Raw genomic sequence first — 18,990 nt, forward strand, 5'->3', positions numbered from 1 at the left:
TATATGTATACAATAATACTTCACCTAGTGAAAGGTAAGACTTATGTAATTGTATCATAGCCCATATTCCACCAAAAACATTATGCTCAAAAAAACTCTGCCATATAGCAGAGTTTATGAACTAATTTGCTCTTGTAACGAAATTTGTTTTTCATCTTCTAAAATAACAATCGATTCTACTTTTTTTGTAACTTCTAACCTCTTAATATAGCGTCCATCTAATTCTTTCACACAAAACTTATAGTTTTCAATTTCAATGGAATCCTCTTCAGCAATCTCTATATTCTTCGTTAAAATCCAACCACCGATTGTATCAACACCATTATCATCAATCGTTAAACCTAATAACGTATTCACATCACTAACAAGTACTTTCCCCTCTAGTATCGTTTTCGTTTCACTAACTTGTTGAATTTCTGGCTGTTCATCTGTATCAAACTCATCTTGAATATCTCCAACAATTTCTTCCAAAATATCTTCAACAGTAACAAGTCCAGACGTCCCACCATATTCATCTATCAATATAGCAATATGCGTTCTTTCTTTTTGCATTTTCAAAAACAAATCATGAATTGGGATAGAGTCGATAACTAAAATAATTGGTCTAATATATTGTTCTACTTTCTTTTTACTAACAGCTTTATGTTGAACAAAATCTGTAAAAATATCTTTAAAGTTTACAAAACCTATTACGTGATCTTTATCACCATCAACAACTGGATACCTCGTATATTTTTCCTGAGACATTTTTTGCAAAGCTTCTTCAGCAGGCATTTCTTTACTAATAATATGCATCTCAGTTCGAGGTACCATTATTTCTTTTGCAATTCGATCATCAAATTCAAATATTTTATTTACATATTTATATTCAGACTGATTAATCTCACCATTTTTATAACTTTCTGAAACTAATAACCGTAACTCTTCTTCTGAATGAACCTCATCGTGTCCTTTCGGTGGTTTCAACCCTAGCAACTTCGTAATGACTCGGGCTGATCCATTAAGGACCCAAATAAAAAGGAATGCAATACGATAAAAGAAAATTAACGGTTTAGCAACAAACAAACTTACTTGTTCAGCTTTTTGAATCGCAAATGTTTTCGGGGCCAATTCCCCTATTACAACGTGTAAAAAAGTAATAAACAAAAACACTAATGTTACAGCAAAAATGTCTGCAAGTTGAGTGGAAATATTCCAATTTGCAAAAAGCGTGTCAAACATTTGCTTTAGCGCAGGTTTACCAAACCACCCAATCCCTAGAGCTGTAACAGTTATTCCTAGCTGACAAGCAGATAAATATTCGTCTAAGTTTGTAATGACTGTTTTGACCGATGTTGCGCGATTATTTCCTTCTGCAATTAAAGAGTCAATTCGTGAACTCCTCACTTTAACAATTGCAAATTCTGCTGCAACGAAAAATGCCGTTAAGGCAATTAAAACAATCACTATACTTATACTATATATGTCCAAATACTTTTCCTTACTTACAGTGTAAGCAAGGAAGCCACCTCCTACTTAATTTTATTCAAGTGAAGTAAGCATTCTAATACTCTAACAAAATTCTACATTAGCAACCACCTTTTTATATATTATATGCATACATAAAAAAGATATTTATCATTATGATAATCTAATTCATTTATCCCCGTCAAATCAAATTATTCTAATTATTAAGACAAAATACTTTTATATAAACGATATATTCTTCACAACTTAATTTCGTGAAAAAACACTTTCTTTGCCGATTCCACACTTCTTTTGTCACACCAGAAGGGAACTTACTTCCTAGATCGAAATCATTCAACAGGATACATATAGGAGGGATTATTTTGGAATATAAAACACCATTTATCGCAAAAAAATTAGGTGTTAGCCCAAAGGCTGTTGTCCGGATTGCACAACAATTAAATCTTACGATAGAAAAAAATAAATATGGTCACTTTATTTTTACTCAGGAAGATTTAAATCAAATGTTAGAATACCATCGTTCTCAACTGGAGCAGTCTCAAAACTCTCAACCTACTCACACAACATCAGTAAATAATGTTGAAGAATTAACAACTCAAGTAAGCACAATTGTTCAAAACTCATCATCGAATGATTTCGAGCAATTTGCTTCTCAATTAAACACAATTACGAGAAGGCTCGATCGTATGGAAGAACAAATGCAAGATAAGGCAAATGATGTCGTTACGTACCAACTCTTACAACATCGCCGCGAAATGGAGGAAATGTTAGAACGAATTCAAAAGCTAGAAGCTGCCCTCAAAAAAGAAGAGCCTATATATATTACCCCTGATTCAAAACCAACATATGAAAGAGAAAAGAAGCCAAAACGACGTAAAATGATTTTTAGTATATTTGGATTATGAATTTTAGACCCTTATTAAAACAATAAGGGTCTTTTTTCATGAAGAATGATATCAAATAAAAATATCATTCCCTATACTACACATATTCACATCACTTTATTTTGTTAACATAATATTCTTACTGTATTCTGCAATTAATGCCTGCGCATGAGCATTCCCTTGAATAACATCGCGAAATTCTTTTAAAGCATACAAATGTGTAACCCCTTTTCGAGCATGAATTCGTACTGGTACACCTTGTAAAGTATCATGAAACTGAAATGGATTATCTATCGGTTCAATTGGAAAACCGAGTGTTAATAAATACATATACATTCTTTTTGTAACTGCTGCAATATACCATTCCGCTTTTGTTTCTAACGCATGCATAAATAAAATTGCTGTTAACCTTTTGAAGTGCCCTCTCCCACGAGACGTTTTCGCAATACTTAACTTGCCTATTTCATACACATTTTTCAAATCTTTCACTAAATCATTTTCAGAAAACGGATAGAAAAACTCAGAATTTGATTGTTCGGGTACCGTATACTTCATACATTCGACTGTACCTATATGATGTTTATCTTCTATTAATAAAAATCGTGATGGATTTAAATTACGTTCTACAAACATTAAGTTTCTTTCTTCACAAAAATCTCCCCATAGTTGCTCGAACCAAAAATGTTCTTCCTTTGTTTGAACACGCTGGAACATATTTACCCGCCTTTCCCATCGTCGCTCTGTTTTGACAACGCTTTCACTATCTATCATATAAGAACAAACCTTCGTATGCAACTAAAAATATTTATGACTTATTATATTCTGCAAAATGAATTAAATTCCACCTTAATTATCTCTTATCTTACATGTACAGTTCTTTTAGCAATATTTGTGTATCACTATAAATTCAAATCACATCATGCATCCTTCCATACAGCATATAATTCTTCTTAATCAAAAAGAAACCCTTTATGAAAAAGGATTTCTTTTACTTCTTTATGCTTTTTAACCATTTCTCAAAAATTTGTATCATCCCATGTTTTCCAGCTAATTTCTCTTCCCCTTGTTTCGTCTTATATGGATATAATTGCAAGAAAACACCGCATCCAGATTCAATTTTTTTACTATGCATATGACTTCCTGGATATACACAAATCACTTCATAAATTGCCCTTCGATGAAAAATACGCTTTCCATTCTGTTCTTCTACATACTTTATAGACCAGTACTTATACATTTGCTCAGTTGCTTTCGTATTTCCAACGTGCTGAAAAATATTGTACATTGGGCTATACTTCACTTCAATAATAATAGAAGATTTGTATGTGTATTTCCCTTCTTCCTTTACATAACAATCTAAGCGGATATCTGGTTTCTTCGTATCCTCTCCATTATAAAAATTACTCTCTTTACTTAATGCAATAAGAGGGTGTGTTTCAATTAAGTCATTAAATGCAACATGTATCTTTATGTCATCTTGATGTAAAACTACTGTCGTTCCATCTTGTAATCCATCTACATAAAAATGTTCTTGTATTTGTTCACGAATGGAATTCTTAGCTTCAAAACCAATTTGCTCTAAAATTGAAATAACGATAAAAAAAGCGTAATATTCATATACCAAAAACGTTGGTTTATATACAAATAATAAAGATGGGGATTGATCTGTATATTGTGGAAGTAAGTCTAAATGCTGCAGTAATTGTTGATGTGGTATAGGTAACTCGTATGAGTTCATGTTACCCGTTTCAGAAACTTCTCTCCAAAATGGAGAATACATTAAAGTTTTAAAGTATTGTACACTTTCATGTACAATATGCGCTAATATTTTATACTCTTGTATTTTCACAGAGCTTTTCCGTACATCCGCTTCTTTTAGTAAATGTATATTTTTATATTTTTGCTTCTCTCTATCGGTCACTGATCCATTTCGCTCAATTGTTTGCATAATCGTTTTGACAGCTTGAAATTCTTCAGATTTTTTCGTTTTTGCTCTTTCTAATATTTCAATTGTTTGACGTAAGAAACTTTCGGCTTCAAGTAAGTACTGATAAAATTGCATCGCTTTAAATTTAAGAAATGCATTTTCTTTACTATTTTTATGTTCTATAAATTTACGATTATAATATTTTGCATAAAGTTTTCTTTCCGCCATTATAGTTCCTTTTCGCGTTGCCTTCCGCTCCTTTGTTTCCCATTTATATTCGTGTATAAATTTTAAGCTCGATTCTATCTTCTTAAAAATCTGCTTAATCTTTTTCATTTTTTGCGGCAACTTTCTAAGTAACACTAAATAAGAAGAATCTTCAATATCACTAAGTGCAGAGAAAGTCTTTTTATAATAACCTCTATCTAAAATCAACTCATTTAAAATTGACTTTACATAGGTTTGAATCATTTCAAATTGATCATCAAAAAAATTTTTGGGAACGACTTGAAAAGCACCATAATACGTTTTATCTTCTATACGCACTTCAAAGTGATATAAACCACAACGCCATGGATAAAAAAATTCCGTTTTTCCATGTTCATATATTAATACCTTTTGTTTTTTTTCATTTATTTCGTATTGTGACTCTTTTATATTTTTCTGCCCTTCATATACTTTATTCCATACAAAAGTAATATTCATTGGACTTTCATAATGGTAATACAATCTTATCGGTTTTAATTCTTGTACTTTATAAATACATTGGACTAATGCTGTAGTAGATGTGCAAAGACGATTTAATAAAATATAATCCCCTTTTCCCTCTGTTCCAATGATTAACTTTAATACAAAAGGGAGCGTTTCTCTCGTATCAACGATTTCTGTTTCATACCGATCTTCATTTCGCATATCCATACAACTCCAGTTCTCTACGTTTTTCTCTTATATATGCCAAAGAGTGTTCAAATGTAGAGACTCTGTTTGCAAGTGGAGATTGTAAAAGCGGTACTAAAGTCGCTCCCCTTTTGACTTCTTCAGAAAATAAAGTGCCAACCATCATTTCAGTCCCTCTTAATTTCGTCAGTACACGTTGTTTTATTTGTAAATCAAAACCCTCTTCTCTACTGATCATGTAGGAATGATTATTTTGGAACGGTATATTTTGCAAGTATGCAGCAATGGCATTTGCACATCGAAAAGAAATTCCCTTTGATGCATCATGTGAGGACAATACAACATGCAACTTATCTAATAGCTCTAGCTCTTCCTCAGAAAACACCTCAATCATCGCTTTATTTCTGATCCAATTTATCCGAAATTCTCCCGCTGTTACTTTCAGAGGTTGTTGTGATACAACTTTATCTTGTTCCATACACAGCTCACAAAACGGAATCTTTTGTAAAGTTATTAAATTTGTTCGGTCTAATAATCGATCGGAGAGCTCTTTTGTTGTTTCATCAAAATTTACAGTACCTACAAATAAAATATTTTCTCCAATTTCAATTGTTGATGGAATTTGGTTTACTGTTTCCTGCGCACCCTCATACAAATTCAAAATGCGATTTTTCTTTTCAAGTTGAAGAACAGATAGAAAGGGAGTAAACCAATGCTCAATATGTGACATATTCATTTCATCAAAAACTATTATATACAATTGATTTTGATTTTCTTTCGCCTTCATTAACGTTCTAACTAGCTTTGTTTCACTTTCAATAAAAGTACCGTTTGGATGAAGATATCCAAGCAAATCATGTGGTTCTTGGTATGAAGGAGAAATAGGAATCCAAATCAATTCTTCTCCATACTGTAATCCGAGTGCTTCTGCATAAGCTTGCACAAAACGTGATTTCCCAACACCCGGTATTCCACCGAGAATTGTTAACATATTTGTTTTTACACTGATATGGAAATTATAAATATCCGTTTCATCCAAATATAGCCCTTTATTACGCACCATACTTTGTACATACTGTAAAAAATATGACTCACGCTCATCCCATTCCCATTCATCTTTTTGTACTTTTATATCCTCTACTTCAACTAACTTACCTTCTTCAGTCATTCGTTTTTTTAATTGCTCATACACTTGATCACTTACAAAATACAATTTGTCTTCTACCGCTATCTCTACATACTTCAACCAGTCATTGAAGTCTATATATTTACATTCCCGCTTCTGTTCAAAATACGCTATTGAACTAATTGATGACTTTAATGATATATTTCCATATAACCTTCCATCTTGCCACAATAATTCAGGAGGCTCAAAATCTTTCGGGAATTTTGGTAAAAGAAATGATAAATAGCCATTACTAAGTTTTCGTTCTAAAGACTCTCTCTTTTTATTATCTGAAACTTTTGGTGCTGGAATCATTTTATATCCAGTTGCTATTTCTCGCGGTTCTTCTGTACATATTAACTCCACATATATATTTCCTCTTTCATAATAGAGACGAAACATAACCAATTGCTTTTCTAATTTTCTCTTCTTTAATTCCAAAAAGATTTTTTCATTCTTTTTATTGCTACATAATCCTTCAAATACATAATGTTCATTTTTAAATTGCTCTTGTAAAGTGAATGGTACCGGTGATAGACATTGTACAAAGAAATTTTCTCCATTCTTCTCTCTCTCCACTTTTGTAAATTTTCCGACAAACCTCATATAGTACATTCGTTTTGTAAAACTTGGCTGAAGAGCTTTATGTAATTTCACCTTAGTCACCTTCTTTTTTCATACTATTCTTAGTGTATGAAAAAAAAGAAAAACTAGAAATAAAAAACCTGACGTTATCCGCCAGATTCAAAAATAAAACGTATATTAATGAGAAGGAAATGCTTTTTTCTCTTGTAAAATAGCATTATGAGCAATTTTCATTTTAGCAAGTACATATCGTAATCGATCTTCAGCGTTTTCATCTTTATTTTTCTGTAATTCCGCTAAATTCTCAACAGAACTCGCTAAATTTTCAATCACTCCTCGCAGTTCAGGATGATGATTAAAAAAAGATTCTTGTACTAATACTTTCCTTAACTCGCTAGCTAAATCACTTATTCTAGACAACTGTTCTTTTTCTTCCATTCTCATCCCTCCTGAATATCTTATGTATTAAATATTCTATAAACTAAGAAAAAAGCCCTTTAAATTTAAAGGACTTTTACAATTTTATATTTCCTGACATTAACATATAAATTGACATGATAGCTGCAATAACAATTGCCCACATCACATATCTCTCAATACCTACAAAACAACGATTCCCTTTTTCTTTTCTTGCAAACATATACACGAGAATCCCAATACCATATACAATTGAAACAAGCAGTAAATTCTTTAAACCAGCTGCGTAAATGAGCCATACAGAATATACAGAAGCAATTAAAGCTAATAAGCCATTTTTCACTCTCGCAACTTCCAGCTCTTTCGTAATGACTAATTTCAATTGATATAAAGCTGATAATAAGTACGGCAGTAATATAGATGTTGACGCAATAAAATACATAATTTGATATGTCGATTCTGAAAACAGAACGATTATAAATATAATTTGGGCAACGATATTTGAAATCCATAATGCCATATGCGGCGTTTGCTTCTTATTTGTTTTCGTGAAGACTTTCGGGAATACTCCATCTTTCCCTGCTACGTGAGAGATTTCAGAAACAAGTAAAAACCAGCCAATTAATGTACCTACTAGTGAGGCAACTAAACCGATGTTAATCGCAACTGCCCCCCATGGTCCCACAACATGTTCTAATACATGTCCCATTGAAGGAGTTTCTAACACTGAAAGTTCATTTCTCGTCATAGCTCCCATTGATAGCACCGAGATTAAAATATAAATAGACATAACCAAAATTAATCCAAGTACTGTCGCTTTTCCAACATCTCTGCTATTTTTAGCTCTTCCAGATAATACAACTGCTCCCTCGACCCCAATGAACACCCAAAGAGTTACAAGCATTGTATTTTTCACTTGACCAAGTACAGAGGAAACTGAGATTGTTCCTTCTCCCCAAAAGTCATGTGTAAATGTATCCCAACGAAACGCTGTTACCATTACGACAATAAATAATAAAATCGGAACTAATTTCCCAACCGTTGCGATAACATTCATGATAGAAGCTTCACGGATTCCAAATAAGATAAGAAAATGAAGTGTCCATAATAAAAGTGATGCACCAACGATAGACGCAACATTATTTCCTCCTTTAAAAATCGGGAAGAAATAACCTAACGTACTAAACAGCAACATAATTGTTGCGACATTTCCTAATATTCCTGCCAGCCAGTATCCCCAAGCACTATTAAATCCAATATATTCACCGAAACCAGCACGTGCATAACTATAAATTCCGCCCTCAAGCTCCGGTTTTTGTCTTGCTAACGTTTGATATACGAGCGCAAGCGGAATCATCCCCATCGCTGTAATACACCAACCAATTATTGTGGCACCACTATTTGCTCCTACTGCTAAATCATGCGGTAAACTAAAAACACCGCCACCAACCATCGTTCCAACTACTAATGCGATTAATGGAAAAAAACCTAATTTCTTTTCTATTTGTACCACCCCATCTGTCATTCTAGGTGCTATGTTCATTCAACTATTAAAGTCACCTTTTTCTCTAATAGACGTTTCTCTTATATTTTTTCAGGAAAACATTACTTATTCTAAAAGAAAATGAAGAAAAATGGAATACTTTTTTGAAAAAATGTATAAGTATGCACGAAAAAACCGTTCATTTTGTAATAAACGGTCATTTCAAACAGATAAAATTGTATATTTATTGTAAAATTAACGAAGTAACTTTTCTTTTTGTAAAAATTGTTTTGCAACTTCTTCGCTACTTTTACCATTCACATTTACTTCATAATTCATTTTTCGCATTTCTTCATCTGTAATTTTTCCAGATAATTTATTTAATACTTTTTCGAGTTCAGGATATTTCTGTAACGTCTCTTTTCTTAATAATGGCGCTCCTTGATATGGCGGGAATAACCCTTTATCATCTTTTAGCACTTTAAGTCCATATTGTTCCAATTCACTATCGGTTGAATATGCATCAATTACATTCACATCTCCCGATTGAATTGCACTATATCGTAGCTTTGGCTCCATCGTTTTAACATTTGGAAATTTATAGTTATATAATTTTTGCATTCCTTTATAACCATCTTCGCGATCAGCAAATTCTAATGTAAATCCTACCTTAGCTTCCTGCGCGATATTTCCTAAATCAGAAATTGTATTTATGTTATTTTGATCTGCTATTTTTTTCGGCATGGCTAGTGCATATGTATTGTTGTACTCCATCGGCTTTAACATAACCATATTATATTTCTTTTCCATCCCAATACGAGCCTGTTCATATACTTCATCACGATTTGTACTCTTCGGCTCTTCTTTCACAAAAGTAGATAAAGCTGTGCCCGAAAATTCAGGGTAAATATCTACTTCTCCTGATTTCAACGCCTCAAATACAAATGCTGTTTTCCCAAGACCAGGCTTTAATTCTACTTGTAAATCTGTATCTTGTTCAATAAGCTGCTTATACATTTGGATTAATATTTCAGGCTCTGATCCAAGTTTACCAGCAATAGCAATATCTTTCTTTTGTGTATTCCAAAGAAATGGAGACACGACTACTACAACAATTATACACATCGTCACTATAACGCGCTTAGAGGAGCGTTTCGGGCTCTCTAGCATGCGAAGTACTATATCAAAGAATAAAGCGAGTAACGCGGCTGGTACGGCTCCTAAAATGATAAGCGCATGATCATTTCGATCGATACCAAGTAATATGAGTTTACCGAGCCCACCAGCGCCTATTAGAGCTGCTAATGTAGCCGTTCCTACTATTAATACCATCGCCGTACGAATACCAGCCATAATAATTGGTAATGCAAGAGGAAGTTCTACCTTCCACAACCTTCTCCAGCTATTCATCCCCATAGCCCGCGCTGCTTCTATTAGAGATTCATCTAATTCCCGTATTCCTGTATATGTATTTCGTAAAATAGGTAATAGTGCATACACAACTAATGCAATAATAGCTGGAAGTTTTCCGATTCCTACTAATGGAATTAATAGTCCAAGTAACGCCAGTGATGGCACTGTCTGCATAACCGCAGAAGTTCCTATTATAAATTCAGCCATTCGTTCTTTTCTCGTTAATACAATGCCAAGCGGCACCGCAATGATTACTGCAAAAAATAGTGAAATAAGCGATATTTGTAAATGCTCACTTAATGCACTCAGCAATTCCATTTTTCGTTCTTGGAACGTTTGAATAAAATCAGTCACTGATTAGCCTCTCCCCTTCATTTGTTCAACAATATAATTGACGATATGACGACTTGTTAACGCTCCAACATATTGACCATTTTCTACAACTGGCACTGATTCTTCACCTTGTAAGCGGACTAGTGCTTCTTGTAAAGGAGAATGTAAAGATAAAGCTGTTCCTTCTACTCGTGTACTATCGTCTAGTGGCAATACATCTTCTATATTCATCCCCTCATACCAAGGTCGTCCACGATTTCCGATGAACTCCTCAACAAACTCATTTTTCGGATTATGTATAATACCTTCAGGTGTATCTAATTGAACAATTTTCCCTTCTCTCATTACACAAATTCGATCACCCAGTGATAATGCCTCTTGCATATCATGCGTTACGAACACGATTGTTTTTTGAATCTTTTTTTGCAATTGTACGATATCCTTCTGAAGCTGTTCCCTGCTTAATGGATCTAATGCACTAAATGGTTCGTCCATAAGAACGATTTTCGGATTTGCAGCCAATGCTCTAACGACACCAATCCGCTGCTTTTGCCCTCCTGACAATTCATCGGGCATGCGATCGCGATATACATCCGGATCTAATCCAACCATATATAGCAATTCATCGACACGTGCTTTTATTTCCTCTTTGCTCCATTTTCTCATTTCAGGGACAACTGCAATATTTTCAGCGATTGTCATGTGCGGAAACAAAGCAATCTGCTGTAATACGTATCCTATATTCCAACGTAATTCGTTTATATTATATTGTTGAATATCTTTTCCATCGATTAATATTGAACCTTCTGTCGTTTCAATTAAACGATTAATCATCTTCATTGTCGTTGTTTTCCCGCAACCACTCGGACCAATGAGAACAAAGAATTCTCCCTTTTGAATTTCTAAATGCAACGAATCCACTGCTTTCGTGCCATCATCATACGCTTTTGACACATGATTAAATTGAATCACAAATACAACTCCTTTATTGTTGTTTCTTTTATTTTGATGGAATATGGGATTCATTTCAAATGATACGCTTTATTATATAAAAAAGAGCTCACATTTGAGCTCTAACGGTCGAACAATATTGTTTTCATAATAGCAGCATATTCACGCACATACATTTTTCTCTTAGAACGCATTGGTGTTTCAGCAGCTAATGCCTCCATCTTCATTCCTAAACGTTTTGCAATTATTTTCGTTCGATATAAATGATACGTATTACTTACAATTACTGCATGCTCTACATCATATAAATCCATACTAAACTTTACATTTTCATACGTATTTGTCGAACGGTCTTCCATTAATATACGACTCTCATCTATACCGTGTACCATTAAGTAGTTTCTCATACTGTGAGCTTCCGGTATATCTTCATCTTCTCCTTGACCACCTGAAACAATTACTTTTACCTTAGGATGCGAATGTAAATATTCCAACGCTACATCTAACCGATTTTGAAGAGATAAAGACGGTTTATCCCCGAATAACTTTGCACCTAATATAAGAACGTATGGAGAGTGATGACTCAACTTTTCACGAGCAACTTTCTTCATTCGAAACGTCATATAAAGGATGTATAGTGGAGGTAATAATAAGATTATAAGTAATATCCATTTGTTCATATATACGTTTGCACTCCCTTTCTTTTTATTATATAGAAAAAGAAAGGAAGGCAGAAGTGTTTTTTAAACGATTGATTTATTAGAAACACTCTCTTCAAATTTACGTTTTGAGATTACATACTTTATAGCAATTCCTAACGAAAGGATCAATATGAAACTTAGCAAATAAAACGGTACCATTACACCTACTTTAGAAACACTAGCTGTAAACAACATTAACAATACAATTCGAATCCCTGTGCCAATTAATCGAAATAAGCTATCCACTCTTCCCATTACTTCATTTGGAATTTCCTCCATCATCAATACATTTCTTGCTACTCTTGTCCCAGCATTTCCAATCGCATGAAAAATTGCTAGTCCATATAATAACATTATGGAAGGTTCAATCACCATTGCGGTAATTGAAATTATATAAACCCCCATCGTCATGACGATCGAAACTTCTGTTTTGACATATTTCATTATGAGTGGAATACTTATCCCTGCGATAACAGCTCCAACACCATACATCATACTTTGTTTCGCGTATACAGAGGCATTAGCTTTTAATATATCTGAAATATATACCGGGATTAAATAATTTGCCATCATGACACCTATAAACGGCATGTAAGTCGCAAATAAAAACCAAAAGAGCTTAGGACGTTTTTTCATACACTTTCTTTAATTAACAACCATGGAATCGTTATCATAACAATCCCAGAACCAATAGCGGATAAACTATTGGCTCCTAGAATGTAATACAAGCGAGGATCTTTATAAATAGATGACATATTACTCAACTCCTAGTTGTTTTTTCACCTCTTTATATACGCTCATATACGCTTTTAATTCTTTAACTAAATCGTGAATTAATGGTTTTGCATCTTCTCCAAGTTCACCGTCTTGCACATGAAGTCCATCAAGCACAACCTGTTTTGGGATTGCATTTGCATATACACCTCTTGCAACAGTGCGCATACTATTTAATGCGTTAATTCCTCCTTTACCACCTCCTGCAACTGCTAACAAAGCGACAGGTTTATGAATAAATTCACTGCTACTTAAGTAATCTAACGAATTTTTCAGCGCTCCACTCATCGCATTATGATATTCTGGTGTACATAATACTACACCGTCCGCTGCTTTCACTAACGCTTTCAATTTTTTTACTGCCTCTAAATCACGTTGCGATTCTTCACCGTTATATAAAGGCAATTCCTCTACTGCTAAATCGTATAACTCCCCTTCAAATTGATCTGCAATATATTTTGCCACTACACGAGTTCTACCGAATTTTCTTGGTGTACCGTTAATAACGACTAGTTTCATACTTATTTCTCCCCTTTGTTTTTAAGTTATATTTATATATTATCAGAAATTTCTATACAAAACACAACATAAAGAGGGAACTAGCTTGAGAAAATAGTATGATAAACGAAAAAAGAACTCATACTTTCGTATGAGTTTCACACAATTACTTTGTTTCATCTTTATAATTCAGTGTATCAATGCTTTCTTTAGCTGCAAAATGGTTATATACTTTTTCCGCCATTTTTTTTCGTTCTTCTGGTAATTCTAAATATTTCATTACGTTTTCTATTATTTTTTCGTACGAAGTAAATACAATTCCTGGCCACTCTATCTCGTCTTCTAGATTACTATTTTCCGAAATAATAAACTTCTTGTTTGCGGCTGCATAAGAAATGCGAGGTGTTTCAAGAATTCCTGATAAGTAAAAATGAATATTCAATATAATTTTAGACCTAGCAATCAACTCATTTCTAACAATTCCCCATGCATTATTTCTAAAGACAATATTTAAATTAGGGGCCACTATTTTTAATTGATCAAAAATAGCTTGTCGCCTCGAATTAAGAGCACCTATAAACAGGATATCAATATCTTCAGTAATCTCATCTTCAAATGCATCTTTTTTTATTTTCAAAGTTGGGGCATAGTTCATTCCTACATGTTTTATTTCTTTTCCTACCCCTTTTCTTTTTAACCATTCTATATTTTGTTTACTATAATCCCAAATTTCCTTATCTTTTAATAGTATTAAATAAAGCGGATGTGCATATGGACTGCCTTCATATAGCTGTTCTAAGTTATAAATAATTGCATCTTTAGGAAGGAGATTCGGGTTAAATGCATATGTATGCGCTCCAAAAACAACCGTATTTTTTACATTTTCTAGTATTGTTTCTGATATAATTACTGTATTTCCCTCCTGCTCCAATCGCCATTTCAACGCTCGCGCAACATCTATGAAACTACCATACGTCTTCGGGCATATGAAGAGACAATAATCATATTCTTTATTCAAAGAAGCTTCCATTAACCTTAGATTATTTTTATATAAATCTACATCAGGGTGTTTAGCTAACAATTCATTTGCATATTTTTTTGCTAATTTATATAATCCAGCATAATAGGCAGCAATGCACCTTCTTAATTCAATTCTTTGCCGATGCTCATCCGATACATCCATATCTAAAAGAAGATTTGCGATACAGTACGCTTTTAAATGATCACGGTCATAATAATAATCTAGTAGTGGCATCAATTCTTCGTACGTATTTCCATGCACCGATTCCCCTAGTTCAATAGCCCATCGTATTAATTCCATGTTTACTCCACTACTCCTTTAAACGAAAATGTTTTTAATAAAACTTTGCATTATTCTCTACCATGTTTGCTATATGCAACGGTAGCTCTTCTTTTATCGATTCCAAATACTTTTGTGACCTTGCACCTAAATGTTTTTTATGAGGTATATAGAAAGCACTTATAGAAATTTCATAGTCAAATAAGTAATCATACACATGATAATCTACAAATAGTAGATCCTCTTTTGGAAAAGGAACTTCCTTCCCTTGCAGGGCATACATCAAAGCAATATTATTTTGAGATTTTAGTCGATACATTCTTGCAAGTTGGTATAATGGCTCAGCTCGAGTTGGTCTATATTCCCATGCTTTTTGAAAATAAAAAACAGCTAATGCTACATATTGCTCTTCCTGCTTCTTAGCATTTCCCTTTTCATCCGCATCTGTTACTTCATGTTGTTTATTTACTGAACGGTTGGCTAACTGTTCATAACAAAATCCTATTCTTAATAACGAATAGAATACCTCTTCAACCCATCCTCCAGCATCCACTCTTTTTTTATACCATTTAATCGAATCTTCAAATTGATTTAAATGATAATAAGTTTGAGCTAAATAAAATAAATATCTTATGTGCAAATCTGGCGTTGTTTCTGGGTCATTTATCCCCTGTAGCAACAGCCTCTCATCTCTTTCAAATTTATCCCCCTTACTTCCACCATCCCCCGGATCATTAACGACAAGAGTCTCTAATCTAGCTACTCTCGTATTATAATTCGCCCCAACCTTTGAACGATCTATATCCCAATACTCATGAGTAACACCGACAGATTTCCATGGTAAAGAAGTTTTTAAAAGACGTGTAAGCCAATATTTAATATGAATATCATATTGCAATGTAAGATAATGATCTTCAGTTAAGCTCGTTTTATCAAAATCAGGACCAACTTCTAATATCATATCCGCATCTAATATTAATAAATAATCTGCTTCTGGATATGTTTTTTGTGCTAATGAAACAGCTAAACTTCTGTTATAACCAAAGTTTTTAAACGGCTCATGATGAACTGTTCCCGGTATCTCATTTTCCTTACACCAATTTTCAATAATTTCAGGTGTATTATCAGTCGATCCAGTATCACAAATAGAAACAAAATCTACAATGGATTTCGTTGCATTTAAACATCTTTCCATAATTCTAGACTCATTTTTAACAATCATACAAAGACATAGCTTTTTTTCTTCTTTTACATTCTTCACCTGCTCATTTCCCATTTAACCACCCCATATTTTATTAACACGCTCTTCTCATATATAACACCACTAATTAACTACACCGATGACATAATCACCCTTTTACTATTTATGAAAACTTCATTTTATTTATTCTTATTTTTAAAATTGAACATCTTTTGATCCTATATTTTTAATTTGATACAATCGGTGCAAATTAACGATAGGTGAGTAGTATTTTAAAATTAGGATTTTCTTAAACTATGTATAATAGAATCTAAAATAAAAAAACTTGTACATAAGCACAAGTTTCTTTTCAAAAATCATTTTTAATTTTTTCACAACCTCATGTCCACCGAACTGATTACGAAGAGCTGAAACTACTTTTCCGTGGAATGTATCATCTTCTTGAGAACGGTAACGCATAAATAATGACATTGCGATTACTGGTGCCGCTGCTTGAAGTTCAAGTGCAGTTTCAACAGTCCATTTCCCTTCTCCCGATGAGTTCATTTCACCTTTAATGCCATCAAGTTTTGAGGCATGAAACAATAATTGAAGAACTATATTCACTGCTACAAGCAGATTAAAACCAAATGAAAAGGCATGAGTCCGGTTCAATACCAGACTCATGCCTAAAATCTACCTGTTTTATATTTAAAGAGATTCGCACTAATGACAATTTAAACAAAGTGAATTATTTACAATCGCAATTATGTTGTTTAAAATCAATTACCATACGCCCTTGAATTCTACCTTGTTCCATTTCTTCGAATACATCTTGTACTTCATCTAGATGACAAGTTTTGACAACCGGCACTACTCTTCCTTCTGCACCGAACATAAATGCCTCTTCTAAATCTTTACGAGTTCCTACTAAAGAGCCAACTACTTCAATTCCGTCTAATACCAGTCGCGGAATGTTTAAATCCATAGTTTCTACTGGTAAACCTACCGCCACTACTTTACCGCAAGCACGTACTGCATCAACTGCTGAGTTGAATGCTACTTTAGAAACGGCTGTTACTACAGCAGCATAAGCGCCACCAAACGCCTCTTGAACAATTTTATCAGCAGGACCTTGAGAAATTGGATTGATAGTCATATCAGCGCCAACCTCTTTTGCTAATGCTAATTTGTCGTCATTAATATCTACTGCAATTACCTTTGCACCATATACATGCTTAGCATATTGGATAGCTAAGTTACCTAATCCACCACAACCATAGATTACGATAGGTTGACCTGGTTTAATATCTGATACTTTAATAGCTTTATATGTAGTTACACCTGCACATGTAATGGATGATGCTTGAGCAGGATCTAATCCTTCTGGTACTTTCACCGCATAATCAGCTGTTACGATACACTGTTCAGCCATACCACCATCTACTGTATAACCAGCATTCTTAACTTCACGACAGAATGTTTCCCTACCAGTTATGCAATATTCACAACGTCCACAAGATTGGAACATCCATGCAATACTTACACGGTCACCAATCTTAAGTGAAGTTACATCATCAGCTATTTTCGTAACAATACCTACACCCTCATGTCCTAAGATGCGGCCATCTGTGTTACCAAAATCATGATTTGCAACGTGTAAATCAGTGTGGCAAACTCCACAATACTCTACATCTACTAACGCTTCGCCTGAGCGTAACGGTCGTAATTCCTTTTCAATAACTTCAATGTTTGCTTTGCTGTTTTTATTAACGACTACTGCTTTCATATGTGATCTCCCCTTTAGTGTTTTAGAATTTTAATGAGTACATCTCACAACTTCTGTCTTCACTGTTTTGGCTCATTATTGTGCCAAATTTAAGTGTTCAATCATCATTACATGTTCATCATAACACGTAATTTTATAAGTACATTGTAAAATATTGAACAATTTTTGAATTATTATCCAAAATGTGTTTGGATGTATCAGGCTATTTTTTGATTTTATATGCGAAATATATAGAGGTATAAAAAAATGAATGTTTTTAAATATGAGAAGTTATGACTATAAGTAAGTAGCATATTTCTATGTAGAAATTAGAAAAAGTAGATCTAGAGGATATATCAACAGACTATTGACCAATATAAAAAGCTCTTCATTTGAAGAGCTTTTTATATTCGCTTCATCGAAATTGTTTCACGAATGCTTTGGAAATTTTGTAGTGTTTCCTCTTGTCGTTGCAACGACAATCCCACATACAAAGTATCTAATTATTGAAAGAAGAAAAACCTTTATTAGGCATCACTATACATTTTAATTTCTCCTATCTATTCTGCCGTAACATGTGACACAATTATTCATACTTATTATTATTTCTCCCCATGTTTCACTGCGTATAATGCAGCTTGTGTACGATCGTCTACTTCCAATTTAGCTAAAACATTTGAAACATGTGTTTTCACAGTTTGTTCTGTAATATGAAGTTCTGCTGCAATCTCCTTATTACTTCTACCTTTCGTAATTTCACGAAGTACCTCTTGCTCCCTTTTCGTTAACATAGAAAAAGGGTTTTCTTTTTCTTTCTTTCCTGCAGGACGTCCTATTAATGCAGATGTTACTTTCGGATGAAAATTTGCATTTCCTTGATGTACAGCAATAATAGAAGCGACAAGTTGCTCAGGTTGCACTTCTTTTAATTGATAACCATCTGCTCCAGCTTCGATTGCTGGTAAAACATAATCTTGCTCTGAAAAACTACTTAACATAAGTATCTTTATCGTCTCATCATATTCTTTAATACGTTTTGTTGCCTCAATTCCGTCCATCTTCGGCATCGATACATCCATTAGTACGACATCCGGTTTTTCTTTTCGTACAAAACATAGTGCCTCTTCACCATTTTCTGCCTCCCCAATAATTTCAAATTCTTCTCTTGTTTTCAAAAAGAATACGAGTCCCCTTCGAACAATATGATGATCCTCAGCTAATAACAATTTAATCTTCACTTATCTTCT

The 18,990-nt window shown here is 33.6% G+C and carries 17 protein-coding genes and 2 pseudogenes; 1 reads left to right on the top strand and 18 read right to left on the bottom strand.

Features of this window, described 5'->3' with window-relative positions:
- Positions 1-114 precede the first annotated feature (114 nt).
- Complete coding sequence (locus COC96_RS01400) at positions 115-1,470, bottom strand: hemolysin family protein (protein WP_098266697.1); 1,356 nt, start codon at positions 1,468-1,470, stop codon at positions 115-117.
- A gap of 359 nt (positions 1,471-1,829) precedes the next feature.
- On the opposite strand from COC96_RS01400, the gene racA reads away from it, so the two are divergent.
- A complete protein-coding gene (gene racA, locus COC96_RS01405; RefSeq protein ID WP_098266696.1) occupies positions 1,830-2,372 on the top strand; it encodes a chromosome-anchoring protein RacA in 543 nt (180 codons plus the stop codon).
- A 96-nt stretch (positions 2,373-2,468) separates the two neighbouring features.
- Here racA and COC96_RS01410 read toward each other — a convergent pair whose 3' ends face one another.
- The 17 genes and pseudogenes from COC96_RS01410 to COC96_RS01485 form a co-directional block, all read right to left on the bottom strand.
- Positions 2,469-3,065 (bottom strand): hypothetical protein, encoded by a 597-nt coding sequence (locus COC96_RS01410; RefSeq protein WP_097906043.1) that lies wholly within the window; start codon positions 3,063-3,065, stop codon positions 2,469-2,471.
- A gap of 274 nt (positions 3,066-3,339) precedes the next feature.
- Positions 3,340-5,190: a hypothetical protein gene (locus COC96_RS01415; protein WP_098266695.1), complete on the bottom strand. Its 1,851-nt coding sequence runs from the start codon at positions 5,188-5,190 to the stop codon at positions 3,340-3,342.
- Positions 5,180-6,997: an AAA family ATPase gene (locus tag COC96_RS01420; protein WP_141535874.1), complete on the bottom strand. Its 1,818-nt coding sequence runs from the start codon at positions 6,995-6,997 to the stop codon at positions 5,180-5,182. The genes COC96_RS01415 and COC96_RS01420 overlap by 11 nt, the downstream gene beginning before the upstream one ends.
- A gap of 105 nt (positions 6,998-7,102) precedes the next feature.
- Positions 7,103-7,363, bottom strand: coding sequence for a LemA domain protein (locus COC96_RS01425; protein WP_097906040.1), 261 nt, complete (start codon positions 7,361-7,363; stop codon positions 7,103-7,105).
- A gap of 76 nt (positions 7,364-7,439) precedes the next feature.
- Positions 7,440-8,867 carry an arginine-ornithine antiporter gene (gene arcD / locus COC96_RS01430; protein ID WP_098768281.1) on the bottom strand — a complete coding sequence of 476 codons (1,428 nt, stop codon included), beginning with the start codon at positions 8,865-8,867 and terminating at the stop codon, positions 7,440-7,442.
- A gap of 213 nt (positions 8,868-9,080) precedes the next feature.
- On the bottom strand, positions 9,081-10,592 hold the full coding sequence (locus COC96_RS01435; protein WP_098768138.1) for an ABC transporter permease/substrate-binding protein: 1,512 nt from the start codon (positions 10,590-10,592) through the stop codon (positions 9,081-9,083).
- A 3-nt stretch (positions 10,593-10,595) separates the two neighbouring features.
- Positions 10,596-11,543, bottom strand: a complete 948-nt coding sequence (locus COC96_RS01440; protein ID WP_098266692.1) for an ABC transporter ATP-binding protein — start codon at positions 11,541-11,543, stop codon at positions 10,596-10,598.
- 101 nt (positions 11,544-11,644) lie between these two features.
- On the bottom strand, positions 11,645-12,202 hold the full coding sequence (locus tag COC96_RS01445; protein ID WP_088230362.1) for a YdcF family protein: 558 nt from the start codon (positions 12,200-12,202) through the stop codon (positions 11,645-11,647).
- Positions 12,203-12,265: 63 nt separating this feature from the next.
- Positions 12,266-12,859: a hypothetical protein gene (locus COC96_RS01450; protein WP_373604880.1), complete on the bottom strand. Its 594-nt coding sequence runs from the start codon at positions 12,857-12,859 to the stop codon at positions 12,266-12,268.
- Positions 12,856-12,978, bottom strand: coding sequence for a hypothetical protein (locus tag COC96_RS28430; RefSeq protein WP_373561043.1), 123 nt, complete (start codon positions 12,976-12,978; stop codon positions 12,856-12,858). Before COC96_RS28430 ends, COC96_RS01450 begins: the two co-directional genes overlap by 4 nt.
- Position 12,979: 1 nt before the next feature.
- On the bottom strand, positions 12,980-13,516 hold the full coding sequence (locus COC96_RS01455; protein ID WP_071709518.1) for an NADPH-dependent FMN reductase: 537 nt from the start codon (positions 13,514-13,516) through the stop codon (positions 12,980-12,982).
- Between the two features lie 145 nt (positions 13,517-13,661).
- A complete protein-coding gene (locus COC96_RS01460) occupies positions 13,662-14,816 on the bottom strand; it encodes a glycosyltransferase (protein ID WP_098266691.1) in 1,155 nt (384 codons plus the stop codon).
- Positions 14,817-14,850: 34 nt separating this feature from the next.
- A complete protein-coding gene (locus COC96_RS01465; protein WP_098266690.1) occupies positions 14,851-16,071 on the bottom strand; it encodes a tetratricopeptide repeat-containing glycosyltransferase in 1,221 nt (406 codons plus the stop codon).
- 219 nt (positions 16,072-16,290) lie between these two features.
- A pseudogene (locus tag COC96_RS01470) lies at positions 16,291-16,569 on the bottom strand (hypothetical protein); the annotation flags it as partial.
- Between the two features lie 157 nt (positions 16,570-16,726).
- The gene (gene adhP, locus COC96_RS01475; RefSeq protein WP_098768139.1) at positions 16,727-17,764 is read right to left on the bottom strand and encodes an alcohol dehydrogenase AdhP; all 1,038 of its coding nucleotides are present in this window, start codon (positions 17,762-17,764) and stop codon (positions 16,727-16,729) included.
- Positions 17,765-18,147: 383 nt separating this feature from the next.
- Positions 18,148-18,246: pseudogene (locus COC96_RS01480) on the bottom strand (MurR/RpiR family transcriptional regulator); the annotation flags it as partial.
- Positions 18,247-18,345: 99 nt separating this feature from the next.
- A complete protein-coding gene (locus COC96_RS01485) occupies positions 18,346-18,981 on the bottom strand; it encodes a response regulator (protein ID WP_098266687.1) in 636 nt (211 codons plus the stop codon).
- Positions 18,982-18,990: the final 9 nt, after the last annotated feature.

It is taken from the genome of Bacillus cereus, assembly GCF_002577405.1.
Lineage (GTDB): Bacteria > Bacillota > Bacilli > Bacillales > Bacillaceae_G > Bacillus_A > Bacillus_A cereus_AU.